Source organism: Pseudomonas sp. JUb42, from assembly GCF_024807945.1.
Lineage (GTDB): Bacteria > Pseudomonadota > Gammaproteobacteria > Pseudomonadales > Pseudomonadaceae > Aquipseudomonas.
Genome location: NZ_JANUFD010000001.1, coordinates 441512 through 461091, shown reverse-complemented (window position 1 = coordinate 461091; position 19580 = coordinate 441512). Strand labels below are relative to the sequence as shown.

Sequence of the window (19580 nt, the reverse complement as noted above, 5' to 3'; positions counted from 1 at the left end):
GATACTCTTGGTCTATGACGAAAAAAAATGATATTCGGCACGGCAGGCACTGCGTATTCCTAATGCATGTGCATTTGGTCTTCGTAACCAAATACAGGCGCGAGGTATTCACCAAGGTGATACTGGATGACCTGCGACACATCTTCACGGGTGTCTGCATAGACTTTGGGGCTGAACTGGTGGAGTTCGATGGAGAGGACGACCACGTTCACCTGTTGGTTAACTACCCACCAAAGGTTGCGGTATCGACACTGGTTAACAGCTTGAAAGGCGTTTCCAGCAGAATGATCCGTAAGGAGCATTACCCAAGCATCCGTCAGAAGCTATGGGGCGGCGCACTCTGGTCGCCCAGCTATTTTGCGGGTAGCTGCGGTGGAGCCCCCATCGAAATTATTCGCCAGTACATTGAGCAGCAGAAGACACCGCATTAACCAACCAAGGCAAGGGACTGCTATGCCGTGCGCGCTATCCTTCCCCGCCCTGAAGGGCGAGGTTTGCCGCGCACTGGATCAAGCCGGCTCCCACATCCCATTCCAATTCTCGGTCCAGATACCACTCAGGGCCAACTGACGATAAAGCTCGTACCCTTTTCGGCAGTCGACACCACCTGCACATCACCCCGATGCGCCTTGGCGATTTCCCGCACGATGAATAGCCCAAGGCCCACGCTGCGCGCCTCGTCGTTGTCACCGACGCCGCGCACCATTGGCTCGAACAGGCGGCCTTGCAGCGGCTCGGGAATAGCCTCGCCGGTGTTGTGTACCGACAACGTGAAGCCGTTGTCATCGATGGTCGACGTCACCCGCACTACGCCGTCCTTCGCGCCATAGGCCATGGCGTTGCCGATCAGATTGCCCAGCAACTGGAACAGCCGGTCACTGTCGGCAATGCACGGCCCCAGGCCGCTGGCGGCGTGGACGATCTGCCGATCGGCGAAGGTCATGCGCAGTTCATCCAGGCATTGACCGACCATGGCATGCAGATCGATGGGCGCCAGGTTCACCGAAATACCGCTGCCGACCCGGGCCTGGGTGAAATCCAGCAGGTCGGTGATCATCCGGTGGGCGCGTTCCGCCGACTTGGTGATATGGCCCAGCAGCTTTGTTTGCTGCGGCCCCAAACGGTCTTCGCCGAGCAGGCCGCTGGCCATGCGGATCGCGGTCAGCGGGTTGCGCAGGTCGTGACTGACGATACCGACCATCTGTTCCGCGAACGATGCCCGCACCTGCGCTTCGGCGTGGGCCACGCGCAAGCGGGTCTGGGCCATGGCCAGTTCTTTCTGCACCGCCAGTTGCTCGGCCAGGGCGTCTTCGGCCTGCTTGCGCGCCACCATCAGCTCGCGCTCGTACTTGTCGCGGTCTTCGGCGACGAACAGTGACAACTCATGGAACACACCGCTGGCATGTTCGCGGCGCAGCACGTTGAGGATCATCGCAATGCTGTGCCCGTCGCGGTGGCGCAGGTCCAGCTTGACCTCGGCCACCGAGCCCTGGATCAACAGCAGCGGCGCCCAGTGGGTCTGGTGGAAAATCTTGCCGCCCATGGTCAGCAGATCCTGAATACGCCGCCCGAGCAGCGCCTGGCGCTCCATGCCCAGCCAGGTGCAGAAGGTCTGGTTGACGCGCTTGATCTCGCCGCTCGGCAGGGTCAGCAGCAGGCCGCAGGGCGCATGTTCGAACAGGCTTTCGCTGTCCGGCAGATCCGCAGTATCAGACATAACGCAGCTCTGCCTCGATAGCGTCGAGAAACACGCTCATCGCTGCAATGCAGGGCTGCGGCGCACTCATGTGCGGGCAATGGCCGACGTTGTCGATCAGGCGCAGCGTGCTGCCCGCCAGGGTCTGGTGCAGGTAGTCGCCGACCTGCACGGGGGCGATCAGGTCGTCGCTGCTTTGCAGGATCAGCGCCTTGCTGTGGAAATGCGCCAGATCGCCACGGTTGTCGGAGAGGAAGGTAACCCGGGCGAATTGCTTGGCGATCTGCGGATCGGTGCGGCAAAAACTGTTGGTCAGTTCCTCCCCCAGTTCCGGCTGACCGGGCGCGCCCATGATCATCGGTGCCATGGTGCTGGACCAGCCCAGATAATTGTTCGACAGGGTGTCGAGCAGGGAGTCGATATCGGCGCGGCTGAAACCGCCCTGATAGTCGCCATCGTCGAGGTAACACGGCGACGGGCCGACCATCACATGGCCGGCAAAGCGCCCCGGCATCCGTCGCTCGGCCAGCACGCCGATCATGCTGCTCACCGAATGACCGACATAGACTACCGGGCCTGCGCCTGCGAACTGGTCGACGATCTCCAGCAGGTCAGTGGCGTAGCCATCCAGTGACTCGTACTTTTGCGGGGTATAGGCCGACAAATCAGACAGGCCATTACCAACCAGATCGAACAGCACCAGCTTGCAGCGCTCGGCAAAATACGGCGCGATGAACCGCCACATATGCTGGTCACAACCAAAACCGTGGGCAAATACCAGGGTCAGCGGGCCGTTGCCGGAAACCTGAACGTTGTTACGCAGTTGAACCGACATCCGTGCTCCCACACAGGTATCCCGTCCGGCAGCGTGGCGCAGGCGAGAATCAAGACAGACAGCGAGATTAGCATCGTTCAGGCGGCAAAGCCCTCCCAGGTGATCGAGGGGCTTGCACGTTAACCGCCATTGCCCCTCAAAATACGCATCGCCCTTGGACAGTCCGGGACCCCTGGCATGACTCAGATTTACGACGCACGCGGCAACCTCTACGCAGTCATCACCCCTTCAGCCCTGCGCGAGCTGGGCATCGCTCTGCCTGAAGACCCTGCCCAGGCCGCCGCCAGCCGCAAACAGTGGGCGCAAGCGGCCATCGACGCACTGTGCCTGTGGCCGGATAACCGCCCGCCTGCCGGGGCCAAGGCCCATCGCTCGGACGGTTTGTTGATCGGACCGTTTCAGACTCAGGCGCCGTATGACGTGTTGATCGTCAACACCGACGGCACCCTGGCCGAGCGCAGCGGCAATGGTCTGACGATCTTTTCGCAGTTCCTCAAGGACAGCGGCGTGTTGCAGGAAAAGGCCTTCGCCCTGCGCGTGCATCACAGCAATGCCGAGCTGCCGAACCCGCTGCAGACTCTGGCCGAAAGCGCCCGGGTCGAGGGCATTAACGGTTTCTGGCTGGACCTGGGCACACCGTCATTCGGCCCGCAAGCGGTAGGCGCTCAGGGCGTCGGCAGCGCCCTCCTCAATGATCGCCCGGTCAGTCGGGTGACGCCGCTGGTGCAGCTCGACCAGGCTTGGAACCACAGCCTGTTCGTGCGTATCGGCAATCCGCACTGCGTCACCCTGGTAGGCAACGCCGGGGCTCTGCCGTCGTTCGCCGCGCTGCATGACGAACCGCTGCACACTGAACTGACGCGCATCGCCTTTGCCGCCGGAGAGCTGGGTGCAGGTGATCCCTGCCCGGCCGGAGTCAATCTGCAATGGGCCTGCGCCGTGGCTTCGGATCAGATTCTGGCCCGGGTTTTCGAGCGCGGCGAAGGCCCCACGGCGTCCTCGGGCACCAGTGCCAGTGCGGTAGCCAGTGCCTGCTGGCGCGCCGGTTGGGTTCAGGGTGGACGAATCAAGGTGACCATGCCCGGCGGCACGGCGCCGATACGCTTGATTGAGCAGGATGGCGAGTTGCAGCAGGTGCTGCTGTTTGGCGTGGCAGGCCTGCAGACTTCCTGACCATGGCATTACACCTTTCGGACAGGGGTGCCTTGCAGAGAACTGGCCCTTGGCTATGCTCAGAAAATCCGGCTTCCGGGCGCTGATCATGGCCTCGTGCATCGGTGTTCGTTGTCCTGAATGGATGCCATTTGCAGAGGAACCTGCCCATGTTCAACGCCTATCGCAAATCCGTCGAAGCCAAGCTGCAAGCCTCCTCCAGGACCCTTGAGCAGTCCCAGGCCAAACTTGCCGCGATCAGCCGTTCCATGGCCATGATCGAATTCAGCCCGGACGGTTTTATCCTCGATGCCAATCCCAACTTCTGCCGGACCATGGGCTACGAACAGGACGAACTGCTCGGCAAACACCATCGCATTTTCTGCGAGCCCGCCTTTGCCAACAGTCCCGAATACCGCCAGCTGTGGCAGGACCTGGCCCAGGGCAAGGCCATCAGCATGCGCTTTTTGCGTCTGCATAAAAGCGGTCGGGAAATCTGGTTGCAGGCCAGCTACATGCCGGTGTTCGGCGCTGATCAGCAGGTCACCAGCGTGATCAAGGTCGCCACGGATGTCACCGAGCAAGTCACCCGTGAATACGAAAACCAGAGCCTGATGAATGCGATCAACCGCTCCATGGCGGTGATCGAATTCACCCCCGATGGCCAGATCATTAACGCCAACGAAAACTTCCTGAAGACCATGCACTATCAGTTGGCGGAAGTGGTGGGCAAACACCACCGGATATTTTGCACCCCTCAGGAAGCCGGTTCGCCGGAATACGGCGCGTTCTGGGCCTCGCTCAAGCAGGGCGAGTTTCATTCTCACCGCTTCGAGCGGGTCGACAAACACGGCAGGACCGTGTTCCTGGAAGCCTCGTACAATCCTTTGTTCGACTGCCAGGGCCGTCTGTACAAAGTGGTCAAGTTTGCCGCCGACATCACCGAGGCCATGAACATCCAGCAAGGCGCAGCGAAGACCGCCCACGACACCTCGATCAGGACCGATGCCTGTGCGCAGAAGGGTTCCGATGTGGTGCAACAGACGGTGCAGGTCATCGAGGACATTTCCCGCGACCTGACGGCGGCGGCCCACAGTCTCGATGCGGTCAATCAACAGTCCGAAGCCATCGGCACCATCGTCCAGACCATTCGCAGCATTGCTGAGCAAACCAACCTGCTGGCCCTCAACGCCTCCATCGAAGCCGCCCGGGCTGGCGAGCATGGGCGTGGTTTTGCCGTGGTCGCCGATGAAGTGCGCAACCTTGCGGCGCGAACCAGCAAGGCCACGATAGAGATCGTCGATGTGGTCCGGCAGAACAACGAACTGGCCCGCAGTGCCGTGGCCAGCATGCAGTCGAGTTTGAGCCGGACGGGGACAGGTGTGGACCTGGCGACTGAAGCGGGGGAAGTGATCCTGGAAATCCAGCAAGGCTCACGGCATGTTGTGGATGCCATCAGCCAGTTCAATTCGACGTTGCAGTTGAATTAACAACAGCGCACATCTGACCATCATTGAAACCGCGCGGTCGCCCGGCAGACGTTGGAGCGTTGCAGCAGGACTTGGCCGCGAATCAGGCGACGCGATATGCCTAACATTTCGCGTCGCCTGATTCGCGGGCAAGCCTCGCTCCCACAGGGTTCAATGCGATCAGATAAATCGGCTACTCACCAATATCCTCATTCCACAACTCAGGCTTGGCGGCGATAAAGCCGCGCATGAGGTCGATGCAGGTCTGGTTGTGCACCACATCAACCTGTACACCACGCCCACGCAGCAGTTCTTCCTCGCCCATGAACGTCTCGTTCTCGCCGACGATCACTTTGCGAATGCCGTAGAGCAAGATCGCGCCGCTGCACATCGCGCAGGGCGACAGGGTGGTGTAGAGGGTGGCTTCGCGGTAGATGCGGGCTGGCTGGCGGCCGGCGTTTTCCAGGGCGTCCATTTCCCCGTGCTTGATGGCGCTGCCTTCCTGCACCCGGCGGTTGTGGCCGCGGCCGATGATTTTGCCGTCGTGGACGATCACCGAGCCAATGGGAATGCCGCCTTCGTCCAGCCCCTTCTGAGCTTCGTCAATCGCTGCCTGCATGAATGGGTCCATGGTGCTGCCTCCTGTCAATCAACGCGTAGCTACCTGAAAGTGTGGGACCGGCTTTAGCCGGGAAAGCAATCTGACAGGCGATAGAGATGTATCGATCCTGTCGACGGCTTCCCGGCTAAAGCCGGTCCCACCCGAGGCGAATATAACCGCGTTTACAGCGCCTTGCTCACCTTGTCAGCGACATCGCCGGGCAGCCATTGCTTCCAGATTTCCGGGTGATTCTTGAGGAAGGCCTGGGCCACGGCCTTGGGTTCCTCACGTTTTTCGCTCATGTCCGCCAGGGTGGTGTTGAGCAGGTCGATGGGGAAATCGACTTTCTGGAAGAAGGTCACCAGTTCCGGATACTGCTTGTGGAACGGCTCCGACACGCCAATGGCCAGCTTCGGCGTCAGGGAGCGGGTACCGCGCGGGTTGGGGTTACTGGCATCGGCCAGGGTTTTCCAGGCTTCAGCGTCGAACGGCGGCTCTTCCAGCTTGATCAGCTTGAAACGCCCCAGCAGCGGGGTCGGTGCCCAGTAGTAGAACAGCACCGGCTTGCCACGACGGATCGACGAGCTGATCTCGGCATCCAGCGCCGCACCGGAGCCGGTGCGGAAATTGACGTAGCTGTCGTTCAGGCCATAGGCCTTGAGTTTCTGTGTGTTGACGATTTCCGAGGTCCAGCCGGACGGGCTGTTGAGGAAGCGGCCCTTGTCCGGGGATTCGGCATCCTTGAACACGTCTTTGTACTTGGGCAGGTCCGCCACCGACTTGAGGTCCGGCGCCAAGGGTTTGATGCCTTTGGCCGGGTCGCCCTTGATCACGAATTCCGGCACCCACCAGCCTTCGCTGGCGCCCTTGACGATATCACCCAGGCCGAACACCTTGCCCTCGGCCTCGGCCTTGACCCAGGCAGGACTGCGCCCGGCCCATTCTTCACCGATCACCTGAATGTCGTTCTTGGCCAGGGCCGCTTCCAGGCTGACAGTGCTGCCCGGCAGCGTATCGGTGGGGTAGCCGTAGCCTTTCTCGACGATAGTGCGCAGCACTTCGGTGATCAGGCTGCCGCTCTCCCAAGTGATGTCACCGAAGTGGATCGGTGCCGGTTTGTCCGCCGCGTGGGCCGACTGGGCAAGCATGCCCAGGGCCAGCAGCGAGCCACCCACTAGTTGTTTGATCTTGTTCATGGTCACCTCGGGGTCATCTCAGGGGTTAATCGACGCCAGCCCCAAGGCTTGCGCTTCGCGTTCATAGTCCAGTAACACTTCGTAGTCGGCCTCGCTGGCAGGCAGAACCTGCTCGATGGCCAGTATTGCTGCGACTTCCGGCAACGCCAGAAGTGCCGAATTCATGGCCAGACGAATCGGTTCAGGGTCGCGATCCAATGCGGCGATATAGGGCAGGCAGGGGCTCAGGGCGCTCTGGGTCAAAATGCGCAGGCCCGCGACCTCTTCGCTGTGATCACGGGCCAGGTAGTCGTAGGTCACGCTGTCGATGGCCGCCAGATCGCCCTGCCGCGCCTTGAGCAGCCTCATGCTGTCGCGATGACCGCCACTGAAAGACACCTTGCCAAAGAAGCGCCCGCCCTGCTGCAACGGCGCCAGACGCTGGCGCAGCAGGTTCATGCCGGAATTGGAGTCAGCGCTGTTGAGCAGGCCATTGCTGCCGAAGAACTCGGCCAGAGTCGAGCGTGGGTCGTCCTGACGAACCAGCAGCAGGCTGCAATGGTTGCCCTCGCCGCTATGGGGCAGGCGATAAACCGGACGACCGACGACCTGCACCTTGCCTTGCAGGCGGGTTTTCAGCGGGTAGCCGCAGGTTTGGGCCAGCAGCAGCTCCGGGGACAGCCAGAGTTGAGGCAGATCCAGGCCTGCGGCGCTCAAGCGCTCTGCGTCCAGTCGCTTGAGTATCTCCTGCAACCATGCCTCCTGGGCCTCGCGCACTCGGGAGGGTGCGACGTACATCAGTAGCTCGGCAAGGCCATGGGTCATGGGTGTTCTCTATGCAAGGCTGGCGAATCAGGCATGGGGATGCTGTGGGCTGTCGATGGGTGTGAGGCTGTGGCGCCGAAAGAGTTCACCATAGCCGCGCACCAGAAAACCACCACTGCGCGCCAGCCATTGCTCACGCCGCGCCCGATAGACCCGAGGCAGGAAGTACCAACCCAGCCCCGGCAGGTCGTGATGCACCAGATGCAAGTTGAGATTGAGGAACAGCCAGCTCCACGGCCACGCCGCTTCGTTGAGCACAGAGCGCTGTTCCGGGTGCTCGCTGGGACGGTGTTCGTAATAGGAGCGGACCATGGACACCGCAAGCGCCGGCAAGGTAATCAGCACCACGTAGTGCCAGATCGGCAGGATGCTGTAACGGGTGATAAAGGCGAACATCAGCAGGGTGAAAAAGCCATGGGTCAGCCACATCAGCCAGGCCTGGCGCTGGCCGGCGCGCAGGCGCAGGAGTTCGTCACGGGCCAGGGCGATCAGGGCCAGGGGCGCGCCAAGCAGAAGACGACCCGGCAGGGTCTTGTCCAGCCAGCGCACGACCCGCGTCCATGGCGTTACACGCTGCCAGTGCTGCTGGCTGAGATAGCGGCTTTCCGGGTCAATGCCCGGTAGGGTCAGGTCTTCGTCGCGATGGTGCAGCAGGTGGCTGTCGCGATAGAGGGTGTAGGGATACCAGAGGGCAAATGGCGCGTAGCCGAGGATCTTGTTCAGCCAGTTCAGCCGCGTCGGATGGCCATGCAGCAGCTCGTGCTGCACCGACAGCCACAGCACCACCAGGGGGATCATCAATAGCGTTGTCGGCCACAGGCCCAGTTTCGGGCTCAACAGCATCACAGCGAACCAGCCGCCAAACACGCTCAACCACAGCAGCCAGGTCGGCCATTCGGTAGTGCCGGTAAAGCTATGACGCAGACTCAGTAATTCTTCACGGTGGGCTTCGTCGAGATAGTTTGGCATCGCATCTTCCATTTCATGGCGAATACCTGGATGTGCAACTTGACCCGAATTTCTTGCAGATCATTTGGCTATATCCTTGGGCGCTATTGTTCTATGCAAGAACGCAGCCCATTTCCCGGCCCTGTATGATGCGGTCCTGCTCCCCTGACATGAGGTCGATGTGCGCAAGGACTATCTGGCGTTTTTCCTCTCTTTGTTTCTCTCCCGGCTGGCTGATCAGATCCTGCTGTTCATCGTGCCGCTGATCGTGTTCCAGACCACCCAGAGCGCCTCGTGGGCCGGATTGGCGTTCTTTGCCGAATCCCTGCCCCGTTTTCTCGCATTTCCGTTCTGCGGCGCCCTGTGCGACCGCTTCTCGCCGACACGCATCCTGCATATCAGCCAGCTGTGCCGGGCCCTGGCCTGCGCATTGGCGTTGGGTTTGGTGCTGCTGTTTGGCGGGATTGTCTGGATCGTGCTGCTATCGGCAATCTGCGGGGTACTGACCACCCAAGGGATCATGGCCCGGGAAGTCCTGCTGCCGCATATCTTCAAGCAGTACAGCTACACCAAGACCCTGTCCTACTCGCAGATCGCTGATCAGACCGGCCTGGTATTGGGGCCGCTGCTGGCGGCGCTGTTGCTGCATGTCATGGCCTGGCAGTGGGTGCTGCTGGCGATTGCCGTGCTGTTTCTGCTCGCGGACCTGGCCATGGGCGTCTGGCAGCGCCATAGCGCCATTGTTCTGCAGAGCTTCGAGCAGCATGGCGATATCTGGCTGCAACCGCTGCGCATTGCCTTCGGCCATATCCGTGCGCTGAGTGAGCTGCGCAAGATCATCAGCCTGGCCGTGGGCGTGAATCTGCTGGTGGGTGTCACCCTTGCCACGTCGGCGGCCATGCTGATCGGCCAGTACGCTCGGCCCGAGGGTGACTACGCGGCACTGCAAGCCGCCGGGGCCGTCACCACTATTGTCATCCTGCTGGTGTTGGCGCGAGTGACCCTGCCCGGGCGTTTGCTCGGTGGCCTGGCATACGTCGTCATCTGCCTCGGCGCGCTGATGACCGCGCTGAGCCCGACTGCAGGCGGCTATGTAGCGGGTTTCCTGCTGATCGTCGGCTTCGACAAGATGTTCAATATCTACATTCGCAGCACGCGCCAACGGGTCATTCCGGTGCAGGATTTCGGCAAGACCGTGGGCGTCATCACCTTGTTGAATAACCTGTCGCAACCCTTGGCGGGGTTGTTGGTGGCGCTTCTGGCCGCCCCCTTGGGCACCCAAAGCGTAATCCTGTTGCTGGCCGGGGCCAGTGTGCTCATCGGTGCGCTGACCCTTTGGGTGTTCCGCACAGTAGAGATGAAACCGGCATGAGCGAGGCCATCACCTTCGCCATCCTGCCCGACACCCTGCTGCCCCTGGCTGACAAGTTCTACCGCAGCCATCGCTCACCCATGCGCGCGACCAAGGGCGCGACCCTGTGGGTGGCGAAACAGCAGGAGATCATCGCCGCCCTGAATCTGACTGCGGTGGCCGAGGGGCACTGGCTGACCGGCCTGTTCGTTGCACCGCAATGGCGTGGGCAGGCGGTGGCCGGGCGTTTGCTGGCGCAGGTTTTACAGGCCCGAACAGGGCCGGTGTGGCTGTTCTGCCACCCGGAACTGGCGGAGTTTTATCAGCGGGCGGGGTTTGTTGCGTGCGAAGAGCTGCCTAGGGAGTTGGCGGAGCGGCTGCGGCGGTATGGGCGGACGAAGCCTTTGATTGCCATGCGCACAACCTGAGCATATCGCTTTCCCGGCTAAAGCCGATCCCACAAAAAATGTGCAGATCGCAACAGCGATCTTTAGTCGTCCGCATTCGGATCAAGATCCGGAAACATCACTTCAGTGAAGCCGAACTTGCTGTAGTCGGTGATTCGCGACGGGTACAGCCGACCAATCAAATGATCGCATTCGTGCTGCACGACACGGGCATGAAAACCATGGGCGCCACGCACGATGGGCTGGCCGTCCGGGTCGAGGCCTTCGTAACGAATACTCTGATAACGATCCACCGCGCCGCGCAGGCCCGGCACCGACAGGCAACCTTCCCAGCCCTCTTCCATCAGCGGGCTCAGGGGGGTGATCAGCGGGTTGAGCAGAATGGTGCGCGGCACAGCTTCGGCGTCAGGATAGCGTTCGCTGTGGGCGAAACCGAAGATCACCAGTTGCAGGTCGATACCGATCTGCGGCGCCGCCAGACCGACTCCGCCAACGCTTTCCATGGTTTCAAACATGTCGGCAATCAATTGCTGCAACTGCGGTGACCCGATCATCTCCGTCGGGACCGGCGGGGCAATACGCAGCAGCCGCGGATCACCCATTTTCAGAATTTCGTAAATCATGGCGAGGCCTTGTGAGTTCGACGCGATGCCCTATCGTGCCACAGCATTCGTCAATGTGGCTGCACCGGAGCGGTCTGATGACCGAGGCCGGATACATGCTGCTTTTCGTGGGAGTCGTTCTCGCCCGCGACTTTCTCTCCGGGATCCTTGCCTTCGCTGGACATGTGCTCGATCACCGCATTCATCTCCGCTCCCAGCAGCAGCACCGCCGCCGAGATGTAGAAATACAGCAGCAGCACGATGATCGCGCCGATGCTGCCGTACATCGCGTTGTAGTCGGCGAACGTCTTGACGTAATAACCAAAGCCCAGTGACGCAATGATCCACACCACCACGGCCAGTACCGACCCTGGCGTGATGAAGCGAAATTCCTGCTTCACATCAGGCATGACGTAATAGATCAACGCCACCGCCACCATCATCAGGATAATAATCAGCGGCCAGCGCAGGATCGTCCACAAGGTGACGATGAATTCTTCCATGCCGATCTGCGAGGCCAGCCAGCTCATAACCTGCGGCCCGGTGACCATCAGCCCCGCAGCGGCCAGCAGCATAATGGCGATGCCCACGGTATAGATTACCGACAGCGGAATACGCTTCCATACCGGGCGCCCTTCGACCACGTCATAGGCCGCGTTCATCGCGCTCATCATCAAGCGAACGCCCGCCGACGCAGTCCACAGGGCAATGACGATACCCACGGAAAGCAGGCCGCCCTTGGACTGTTGCAACTGGTCGATGACCGGGTTGACCTGATCCAGCGCCTGAGGCGGCAGCACCAGAGAAGACTGCATGCGCAGCCAGGAAAAGAAGTCCGGCAGGTGCAGGAAACCAATCAGGGCAATCAGGAACAGCAGGAAGGGAAACAACGAAAACAGCATCTGATAGGCCAGGGCCGACGCATAGGTAGACATTTCGTCGTCGAGAAACTCTTTCACGGTACGGACCAGGACCTTGCTCATGGGCAAGCGCTTCATCTGCGGGAAAATCATGGTCTCTCCTTACACGACATCACTCAAACATCCGGTTAACCAGGGGCATGGCGTTCTACAGTAGCTCAGTGGACTTGACGACCGATAAAAGGTTTCAGTCTTTATCCCCATAGAAACAAAAACGGCCATCACTTGATGGCCGCTTTGTCTACACGTCAGACGTTACATCGAGCCGTGTGATCAAGCCCGATCGACGGTTTTTTTCACCGCGTCTTTGGCTTTGCCCACCGCTTGCTGGGCTTCGCCTTTGCGTTCCTGGACTTTGCCTTTGGTTTGCAGTTGTGCGTTATCGGTAGCCTTGCCGACGCCTTGCTTCACTTTGCCGACTGCTTCGTTGGCCATACCTTTTGCTTTATCGCTTGTGCTGCTCATGTGATGTCTCCTGGGTCTAAGGACCGCAATGAAAATCAAATGTCATAACCTCGACATATAGGTTGACCGGGCCTTTTTGCCGAGAGTTTCAATTATTTCGCCGGTGGTGACTGCCGCTCGTCGGGACACGCCCATGAGATGGGTACTAACATTTCGTCATTCCCTGCAACTTTGGCTTTGCGTTTACGCAGCCAGCCTTGAGAATGCGCAACGCTGTCGCGCTGAATGAACTGATCCACAGGACTTATATGAAACTCGATAAAAAGCAGGCCATCGCCCGTCGTAACCAGCAACTGGGCGGTGCCGTGCTCGGGGTTAACAACACCCACTTCGCCGTGCTCAACAAAAACCGCAATATCTGGTGGTTCGACCTGCCCATCACCCGCCTGCAAGTGGGTCAGTACGAGTGGATGCACCTGCTGCTGCACACGCCGGAAAGCGACGAACTGCTGCACCTGAAGATCACCACGGTGTTCATGCGTGATCATCTGGAAGGCGTGGTGGTACGCAATGCCGGCAAGCGCAAGTCTACGGTCAGCCTGGAGCTGAGCGCGGACAAGGACTCGTTCCTCAAGGACATGCGCCCCAATGGCGCCAACCTGAGTTTTGCGACCTTCCTGCAGAAATAAGCGCGGGCGCGCCGCTACAACACCCTGCGCGCCACCCAATAGCCGACACTGGCCGCCACCGCCGAGGCAAAGCTGCCCCAGAGCATGTCGACAATCGCCATCTGCGCCGGCCAGCCTTGCAGGGTGGCCCAGTTGCTCAGGTCATAGGTGCCATAGGCCACCAGCCCCAGCAACACGCCACGACTGGCCGCATGCCCCAGGCGATGACGGCGCAGCGCAGGCAGCACGACAAACGCCACCAGCCCCCAGGCATACAACAGATAGAAGACCAGCGCCGGACCCCACACGGGTTTGTCGAGCATCAACGGCCCGAGCCAGGCCTTGTAGGTAGGCGCCATCAGCACACCGAGCCAGACAGCATCCAGGACCAGGAACGCCAGCAGCGTGCTGATATAAGCGGTGAGGGTTTGTTTCATGGGGAGAGCCCTGTGGATGCCAAGTCTCTATGACCTGCAACAGGGGCGAAAGGGTTCAGCCTTTCATCCGGTTGCTGCAGCGAAACCTATGTGAAGACCCTGTAGGAGCGGATTCATCCGCGAAGGGGCCGTTACAGGCCATGCATTTGCATCGCCTGGAAAAATGCATTCGCGAATAAATTCGCTCCCACAGAATTCGCTTTCACAAAGCTCGCCCTGTACAGATCTACCTCATCAGACCAACTCAATCCGATCGGCATGAATGACGATCAAACCCTGCTTGTACAGGCCGCCAATGGCTTTCTTGAAGTTGCCCTTGCTGACGCCGAAGAGGTTGCTGATCACCTGCGGATCGCTCTTGTCGCTGACCGGCAGTGAGCCGTTGTTGTCGCGCAGCTTGCCGAGGATCTTGTCGTTGAGGCTGTCGGCCGCCTGGGCGCCGACAGGTTGCAGGCTCAGGCTGATATTGCCGTCGGCGCGGATTTCCTTGATGAAACCCTTTTCCTGCTTGCCCGCACGCAAGAACTTGAACACTTCGTTCTTGTGAATCAGCCCCCAGTGCTTGTTGTTGATGATCGCCTTGAAGCCCATATCGGTGGCTTCAGCGACCAGCAGGTCGACTTCTTCACCCACCTTGTAGTTGGCCGGGGTCTTGTCCAGGTAGCGATCAAGCCGCGCCGTGGCGGTGATGCGCCGGGTGTGTTTGTCCAGATAGACATGCACCACGCAGTAGTCGCCGGCCTGCAGGGTGCGCTTCTCTTCGGAATACGGCAGCAGCAGGTCCTTGGGCAGGCCCCAGTCGAGGAACACGCCAATACTGTTGACCTCAACCACTTTGAGGCTGGCGAACTCACCGACCTGGACCTTGGGTTTTTCCGTGGTGGCAATCAGTTTGTCGTCGCTGTCCAGATAGATGAAGACGTTGAGCCAGTCTTCGTCCTCGCTGGGAATATCCTTTGGGATATAGCGATTGGGCAGCAGGATTTCGCCGTCCTGGGCGCCGTCCAGATACAACCCGAAGTTAGTGTGCTTGACCACTTGCAAGCTGTTGTAGCGCCCGACTAAAGCCATTTCCAAATACCCTCATAACGAGGGCGGCATTCTACCCGAGTTTGCCGGTGACGGTGGCCGGGCATGCCCAACGAATGACACCATTCGTCAATCGCCCAGGGTTTGCAGGGATATTTACCAAGCAATTATGGGGTCAATCCTATACACTGGCAGGCCGTATCAATTTTTATAGGTCTATGACTGCCATGCGTATCAAAGCATCCCACTCCAAGCCGAAACCTGCTCCAGCCGTTGAGACGAGCGATTCGATCAACGCCCAGATCGCAGCTTTCCTGAAGTCCGGCGGTGAGATCCAGCAGATCGAGAAAGGCGTCAGCGGCCAGACCTTCGCACCATCGCGCCAGATCACTCTGGGCAAAAAGTAAGCATCGCCCCCGCAACATCGGTCGATCATCCAGCGCTTTGACCTTCAAAGCGCTCGACCTCTCCTGAACCACCCGCCTCCTCCCTTGTCCTACCCCCGTTAGCGCCACACCTGCTAGGCTCGTTGAAGAGCGACATGACCTTGGGCATGATGTGCCCGAAAGCCAGCCCTATCGCGGAATCCACAATGAAGAACTGGATGCTTCTCGGCGCAATGATCTATCTGGGTGGCTGTGCCTCCCACAGTTGCAACGACTCTTTCAATGAAAGCCACCTGAGCGACGGCAAATGCCGGGCAGACCATCTGCTTTATCAGAACGACATGCTCCAGGCCAAGCTGCTGCTCAGCGAGAACGATCGCAAGCATGACGAGCTGACCATGGCCCTGCTGCAACGGGCGGCAAAACAGGATGCGTCCGGTGAAGCCGAATTCTACGAAGCGGTGCTGTTGATTCGTCAGCACGGCGACCAACAGAAGATTGTTGACCTGCTGCAGGACGCCGCTGATCGCAAACACCCCTTGGCCATCGCCCTGCTCACTCAACAATTGAGCCTGACCGATCAGAAAAAATCGGCCCGCTATCGCGCCGAATATGACCAGTTGGACGTGGCCAAGAGCGGTTATCCGTCCTTCGAACAGGCGGTGGAAGTACTCAACGAGTTGATCGCGCCCGCCTCGTAAAATCCCTCTAAGTTCAATCAATGTGCTGCGGATCGACCAACGGTCCGCCATGCAGCGCTATCGCCGGTATGCTTGCGAGGCTCTGATTCGCGGTTTTCAGCCGCAACCCCCGATATTTTTACGTGATGTCTGCCGATCACACTCCTTTGCTATCCCAGGAGTGAGCCATGCTCAAGACCCTCTTGCCCTTCGGCCTGTTATTGGCCGGCCAGTGCGCCTCTGCTCAGACCCTTGAACGGGAACTGGGCGCGTTCGATCTGAAACTCGCCACCACCCCCACCCGCAGCATGGCCCAAGGGCTGATCAGCCCCAGCGGTAGCGGGTCGTTCCACGGCGGCCTGGACCTGACTCACGAAAGCGGTTTCTACTTCGGCCAATACGCGCCAAGCATGGGTGCCACCTCCAGCACGGCCCTCGAAGTGGATTCCTATATGGGCTTCAAGAAACCCTTCGACAAGACCCTGGGCTATGAAGTCGGCATGATCCGCTACAGCTACCCCGACACCAGTCAGCTCGATACCCACGAGCTGTACGCCGGTCTGCGCCTGAGCCAGAGCCGCATTGGCGCAGCCTTCAGCAACGATGTCGGCCGCCGCGACAGCACCCTGTTCGTCGACTTCGGCGCCATCGAAGAACTCGGGCTCGGGGTGCGTGTGCAATACGCCAACCACCAGTTCGACCGCCCCCAGGAAGTCACTGACGGCGGCATGATCAGCGCGTTCAACGACTGGTCACTGAAGCTGTCCAGGCCCTGGCTGGGCATCGACATGAACCTGATCTACAGCGGCTCGAGCCTGACCGGCAGCGATTGCAGCGTCTACAGCGGGCATAACCCGCAGTGTGAAGGGATGGTCACGCTCAAGGCGGTACGCTCGTTTTTCTAGACCTGCCGACTCAATCATCGGTGGGAGCGAATTTATTCGCGAATCGGTGGGTCAGACGATGGTGAGCTTAATGTGCCGACGCCTTCGCGGATAAATCCGCTCCTACGAATGTGGTGAGGTCCTTAAAGGGACGCTGCTATCCTCCAAGGCCGACGCAAGCCATTCGAGGAGTAGACATGCGTGCCCTGCTAAAAGCCTTCATGGTGTCGTTGCTGGCTTTGTCGTTGCTGTCCTGCACGCGCATGGATCTGGCGTATCGCAATCTGGACCTGATCATCCCCTGGTCGCTCAATGACTATCTGGGCCTCAACTCGGCGCAGAAAGACTGGCTCAACACCCGCCTCAAACAGCACCTGAGTTGGCATTGCAGTACCCAGTTGCCGGGCTACCTCGGTTGGCTCGATCGTCTGCAGCAAATGGTCGAAACCCGTCAGGTGACTCAGGCCGAGCTGCAGGCGCGCACCAACGAAGCCAAGGACGCCATCAGCCAGATATCCCGGCAGATAACGCCGTCCGCAGTGGAGCTGCTCGCGCAACTGGATGACAAGCAGGTCCAGGAGATGCAGGACGCCTTCGCCAAGGACATGCGCAAGCATCAGAAGGAATTCCTCGAAGAACCCCTGACCACCCAGATCGACGAACGCGCCGAGCGCATGGAAAAGCGCATCACGCCCTGGGTCGGCAAGCTCAGCCCGGTACAGCTGGCCAGGGTGAAAAGCTGGTCGCAGTCACTGGGCGAGCAGAATCGTGACTGGCTGGATAACCGCGCTCACTGGCAGGCGCTGTTCGTCAAGACCGTGCAAGAGCGCCGCTCGCCGGACTTCGCCGAACGCATCGGTAAGTTGCTGCAGGACCGCCATACCTTCTGGACCCCGCAATACCGCGTCGCCTACGAGCGCACCGAACAGGCGACCATTGCCCTGCTGGTCGACATCGTCGCCGCCAATACCCCGGAACAGCAGCAACGCCTGCTGCAGAAGATCGCCGATATGCGCGAAGACTTCACCAACCTGCACTGCCTGAAAACTGCCCTGGGCGGCAGCTGAACTGAACTTTTCCCAGCGCCAATAGCTCCACCTTTATATCCACTAGGAAGGTGAGGTTATTATGAAAACGCTACTGGGATTGACCGCTGCCCTGACACTGTTATGCAGCGTACCGGCCTGGGCCGAATGCAGCGCCGAAGACGCCGTGCAGAAACGCGGCGAGCTGGCTCAGGAGGTGAAAAAAGACACGCAGCAGGACCCGGCCAAGGCCAGGGAGATCAACAAGGAGATGAAAGGCATGGACCTGAAGACCGACGCGAAGGACACGGCACCCGATCCTTGCGAACGGGTTGATCAGCGGATCAAGGAAGTGGATAAGGCCACAGAGAAGACTCGGTAGCTAACGCGGCAAACACCGGTACTGTGGGAGATCCCGCCCCGTCGACGACGCCGCGCTGTCACGCAGCAAACACTAACCGAGGCAGGGAGCAAATCTTGTGGGAGCGAATTCATTCGCGAAGAGGCCGGTACATTCGACGCATCTTCATCGCCTGGAACACCGCCTTCACGAATGAATTCGCTCCCACAGAGTCTCTGTGATTCAATAAGTTGCGCGCCGCCTGATTGGCGGGCAAGCCTCGCTCCAACAAGGCGGCTTCCGTTAACTAGATAATTAAACGGACATTGGCTTACTCAGCCGCCGGCGCCGGGGTCTTGCGCTTCTTCAGCGGTGCCAGACCATCCTGGCTTACCAGGGCGTCGGGCTTGGGCCGGTTGGCGCTCTTGCGGCGAGTCGGGGCCTTGGCCACGGCTTTTTTCTTGTCGCTCTTGGCATCGGTTTTCTTTTTCTTCACGCCAACAGCCTTGCCGGACGCCTTGACCTTCTTCGGTCCGCCGTAGGTGCCTTTGACTTCCTTGATCACCCGACGCTCGAACTTCTGCTTGAGATAGCGCTCGATGCTCGACATCAGGTTCCAGTCGCCGTGGCAGATCAACGAAATCGCCAGACCTTCGGCCCCGGCACGACCGGTACGGCCGACGCGGTGCACGTAGTCATCGCCACTGCGCGGCATGTCGAAGTTGATGACCATGTCCAGGCCATCGACGTCCAGACCCCGGGCCGCCACATCGGTTGCCACCAGGATCTTCACGCCGCCCTGCTTGAGACGGTCAATCGCGGCCTTGCGATCCTTCTGGTCCTTGTCGCCGTGCAGCACGAACGCCTTGTATTCCTGGGCAACCAGACGGCCGTACAGGCGGTCGGCCATGGCCTTGGTATTGGTGAAGATAATGGCTTTCTGATAGGTCTCGTTGGCCAGCAGCCAGTTGAGCACCTGTTCCTTGTGCACGTTATGGTCGGCAGTGATGATCTGCTGACGCGTGCCCGAGGCCAGTTCGCTGACGCTGTTGAGTTGCAGGTGCTGTGGATCCTTGAGCACCTTGGCGATCATGTCGCGCAGGCCGGCGCCGCCGGTGGTGGCGGAGAACAGCATGGTCTGCTCACGGTTCGGGCACTCGCCGACCAGACGCTCGACGTCCTCGGAGAAACCCATGTCAAGCATGCGGTCGGCTTCGTCCAGTACCAGCACTTCGACCTTTTTCAGATCCAGGTTGCCCGCATTGAGCTGCTCCAGCAGGCGACCCGGCGTGCCGATCAGCACATCCGGCACCTTGCGCAGCATGGCGGCCTGGACCTTGAAGTCTTCGCCGCCAGTAATCAGCCCGGACTTGATGAAGGTGAACTGGGAGAAACGCTCGAATTCCTTGAGGGTCTGCTGCGCCAGCTCGCGAGTCGGCAGCAGGATCACCGCGCGAATGTCGACGCGCACCTGGGCCGGGCCCATCAGTCGGTTGAGGATCGGCAGGACGAATGCAGCGGTCTTGCCGCTACCGGTTTGCGCCGTCACCCGCAGGTCACGCCCTTGCAGGGCCAATGGAATGGCCGCCGCCTGCACAGGCGTAGGCTCGACAAATTTCAGCTCGGCCACAGCTTTAAGCAGGCGTTCATGCAGGGCGAATTGGGAAAACACGGGTGCTACCTCGATGAAATACAAAAATACAGTCGTATAGCGTAACGGTTTCCGGCGCCGGGGCCGAATTTCT

General features: G+C 60.0%; 23 protein-coding genes and 1 pseudogene. 12 read left to right on the top strand and 12 right to left on the bottom strand.

Translation table 11 applies throughout. From position 1 onward, the window contains the following. Window positions 1-14: 14 nt before the first annotated feature. The gene (gene tnpA / locus M2401_RS02160; protein WP_259099102.1) at window positions 15-431 is read left to right on the top strand and encodes an IS200/IS605 family transposase; all 417 of its coding nucleotides are present in this window, start codon (window positions 15-17) and stop codon (window positions 429-431) included. A gap of 125 nt (window positions 432-556) precedes the next feature. Here tnpA and M2401_RS02155 read toward each other — a convergent pair whose 3' ends face one another. Then, window positions 557-1717: a PAS domain-containing sensor histidine kinase gene (locus M2401_RS02155; protein WP_259099099.1), complete on the bottom strand. Its 1161-nt coding sequence runs from the start codon at window positions 1715-1717 to the stop codon at window positions 557-559. Then, window positions 1710-2531, bottom strand: coding sequence for an alpha/beta fold hydrolase (locus tag M2401_RS02150; protein ID WP_259099097.1), 822 nt, complete (start codon window positions 2529-2531; stop codon window positions 1710-1712). Before M2401_RS02150 ends, M2401_RS02155 begins: the two co-directional genes overlap by 8 nt. Window positions 2532-2708: 177 nt before the next feature. Between M2401_RS02150 and M2401_RS02145 the strand changes: the two genes are divergently transcribed. The 3 genes and pseudogenes from M2401_RS02145 to M2401_RS34410 all read left to right on the top strand — a co-directional run bounded on the left by M2401_RS02145 (window position 2709) and on the right by M2401_RS34410 (window position 5173). Beyond that, window positions 2709-3704 carry a diaminopimelate epimerase gene (locus M2401_RS02145; protein ID WP_259099096.1) on the top strand — a complete coding sequence of 332 codons (996 nt, stop codon included), beginning with the start codon at window positions 2709-2711 and terminating at the stop codon, window positions 3702-3704. 149 nt (window positions 3705-3853) lie between these two features. Beyond that, window positions 3854-4636, top strand: a pseudogene (locus M2401_RS34415) (PAS domain-containing protein); the annotation flags it as partial. Next, a complete protein-coding gene (locus M2401_RS34410; RefSeq protein WP_409033874.1) occupies window positions 4634-5173 on the top strand; it encodes a methyl-accepting chemotaxis protein in 540 nt (179 codons plus the stop codon). The pseudogene M2401_RS34415 and the gene M2401_RS34410, both read left to right, overlap by 3 nt. A gap of 172 nt (window positions 5174-5345) precedes the next feature. On the opposite strand, the gene M2401_RS02135 is transcribed toward M2401_RS34410, so the two are convergent. The 4 genes from M2401_RS02135 to M2401_RS02120 form a co-directional block, all read right to left on the bottom strand. After that, on the bottom strand, window positions 5346-5783 hold the full coding sequence (locus M2401_RS02135) for a nucleoside deaminase (RefSeq protein ID WP_259099091.1): 438 nt from the start codon (window positions 5781-5783) through the stop codon (window positions 5346-5348). A 152-nt stretch (window positions 5784-5935) separates the two neighbouring features. Beyond that, entirely contained in the window at window positions 5936-6949 is a 1014-nt protein-coding gene (locus M2401_RS02130; protein WP_259099089.1) for an ABC transporter substrate-binding protein, read from the bottom strand. A gap of 18 nt (window positions 6950-6967) precedes the next feature. Next, window positions 6968-7753 (bottom strand): phosphate/phosphite/phosphonate ABC transporter substrate-binding protein, encoded by a 786-nt coding sequence (locus M2401_RS02125; protein WP_259099088.1) that lies wholly within the window; start codon window positions 7751-7753, stop codon window positions 6968-6970. Window positions 7754-7780: 27 nt separating this feature from the next. Continuing rightward, a complete protein-coding gene (locus M2401_RS02120; RefSeq protein ID WP_259099086.1) occupies window positions 7781-8722 on the bottom strand; it encodes a fatty acid desaturase in 942 nt (313 codons plus the stop codon). A 160-nt stretch (window positions 8723-8882) separates the two neighbouring features. Between M2401_RS02120 and M2401_RS02115 the strand changes: the two genes are divergently transcribed. Together M2401_RS02115 and M2401_RS02110 are read left to right on the top strand one after the other, a co-directional pair. Further along, complete coding sequence (locus tag M2401_RS02115) at window positions 8883-10073, top strand: MFS transporter (protein WP_259099084.1); 1191 nt, start codon at window positions 8883-8885, stop codon at window positions 10071-10073. Next, window positions 10070-10480: a GNAT family N-acetyltransferase gene (locus M2401_RS02110; protein WP_259099083.1), complete on the top strand. Its 411-nt coding sequence runs from the start codon at window positions 10070-10072 to the stop codon at window positions 10478-10480. Before M2401_RS02115 ends, M2401_RS02110 begins: the two co-directional genes overlap by 4 nt. Before the next feature lie 62 nt (window positions 10481-10542). Here the strand turns inward: M2401_RS02110 and def are convergent, their stop codons facing one another. The 3 genes from def to M2401_RS02095 all read right to left on the bottom strand — a co-directional run bounded on the left by def (window position 10543) and on the right by M2401_RS02095 (window position 12446). Next, window positions 10543-11082 carry a peptide deformylase gene (gene def / locus M2401_RS02105; RefSeq protein ID WP_259099081.1) on the bottom strand — a complete coding sequence of 180 codons (540 nt, stop codon included), beginning with the start codon at window positions 11080-11082 and terminating at the stop codon, window positions 10543-10545. Between the two features lie 50 nt (window positions 11083-11132). After that, a complete protein-coding gene (locus M2401_RS02100) occupies window positions 11133-12074 on the bottom strand; it encodes a YihY/virulence factor BrkB family protein (protein ID WP_259099079.1) in 942 nt (313 codons plus the stop codon). Window positions 12075-12254: 180 nt separating this feature from the next. Next, window positions 12255-12446, bottom strand: coding sequence for a CsbD family protein (locus M2401_RS02095; protein ID WP_259099077.1), 192 nt, complete (start codon window positions 12444-12446; stop codon window positions 12255-12257). Window positions 12447-12694: 248 nt separating this feature from the next. Here M2401_RS02095 and M2401_RS02090 point away from each other — a divergent pair, with 248 nt between their 5' ends. Continuing rightward, window positions 12695-13075: a hypothetical protein gene (locus M2401_RS02090; RefSeq protein ID WP_259099074.1), complete on the top strand. Its 381-nt coding sequence runs from the start codon at window positions 12695-12697 to the stop codon at window positions 13073-13075. A 14-nt stretch (window positions 13076-13089) separates the two neighbouring features. Here M2401_RS02090 and M2401_RS02085 read toward each other — a convergent pair whose 3' ends face one another. Both M2401_RS02085 and M2401_RS02080 read right to left on the bottom strand, forming a co-directional pair. Next, window positions 13090-13491, bottom strand: coding sequence for a DUF2177 family protein (locus M2401_RS02085; RefSeq protein ID WP_259099071.1), 402 nt, complete (start codon window positions 13489-13491; stop codon window positions 13090-13092). A 234-nt stretch (window positions 13492-13725) separates the two neighbouring features. Then, window positions 13726-14562 (bottom strand): S1 RNA-binding domain-containing protein, encoded by an 837-nt coding sequence (locus M2401_RS02080; RefSeq protein ID WP_259099068.1) that lies wholly within the window; start codon window positions 14560-14562, stop codon window positions 13726-13728. Window positions 14563-14738: 176 nt separating this feature from the next. Between M2401_RS02080 and M2401_RS02075 the strand changes: the two genes are divergently transcribed. The 5 genes from M2401_RS02075 to M2401_RS02055 all read left to right on the top strand — a co-directional run bounded on the left by M2401_RS02075 (window position 14739) and on the right by M2401_RS02055 (window position 17877). Further along, window positions 14739-14927, top strand: coding sequence for a hypothetical protein (locus M2401_RS02075; protein WP_259099868.1), 189 nt, complete (start codon window positions 14739-14741; stop codon window positions 14925-14927). Window positions 14928-15112: 185 nt separating this feature from the next. Next, window positions 15113-15607 (top strand): hypothetical protein, encoded by a 495-nt coding sequence (locus M2401_RS02070; RefSeq protein ID WP_259099066.1) that lies wholly within the window; start codon window positions 15113-15115, stop codon window positions 15605-15607. Between the two features lie 167 nt (window positions 15608-15774). Next, complete coding sequence (locus M2401_RS02065) at window positions 15775-16491, top strand: TorF family putative porin (protein ID WP_259099064.1); 717 nt, start codon at window positions 15775-15777, stop codon at window positions 16489-16491. 176 nt (window positions 16492-16667) lie between these two features. Continuing rightward, a complete protein-coding gene (locus M2401_RS02060; protein WP_259099062.1) occupies window positions 16668-17537 on the top strand; it encodes a DUF6279 family lipoprotein in 870 nt (289 codons plus the stop codon). Between the two features lie 61 nt (window positions 17538-17598). Further along, on the top strand, window positions 17599-17877 hold the full coding sequence (locus tag M2401_RS02055) for a hypothetical protein (RefSeq protein WP_259099060.1): 279 nt from the start codon (window positions 17599-17601) through the stop codon (window positions 17875-17877). 289 nt (window positions 17878-18166) lie between these two features. Here the strand turns inward: M2401_RS02055 and M2401_RS02050 are convergent, their stop codons facing one another. After that, window positions 18167-19507 carry a DEAD/DEAH box helicase gene (locus tag M2401_RS02050; protein ID WP_259099058.1) on the bottom strand — a complete coding sequence of 447 codons (1341 nt, stop codon included), beginning with the start codon at window positions 19505-19507 and terminating at the stop codon, window positions 18167-18169. Between the last annotated feature and the right edge of the window lie 73 nt (window positions 19508-19580).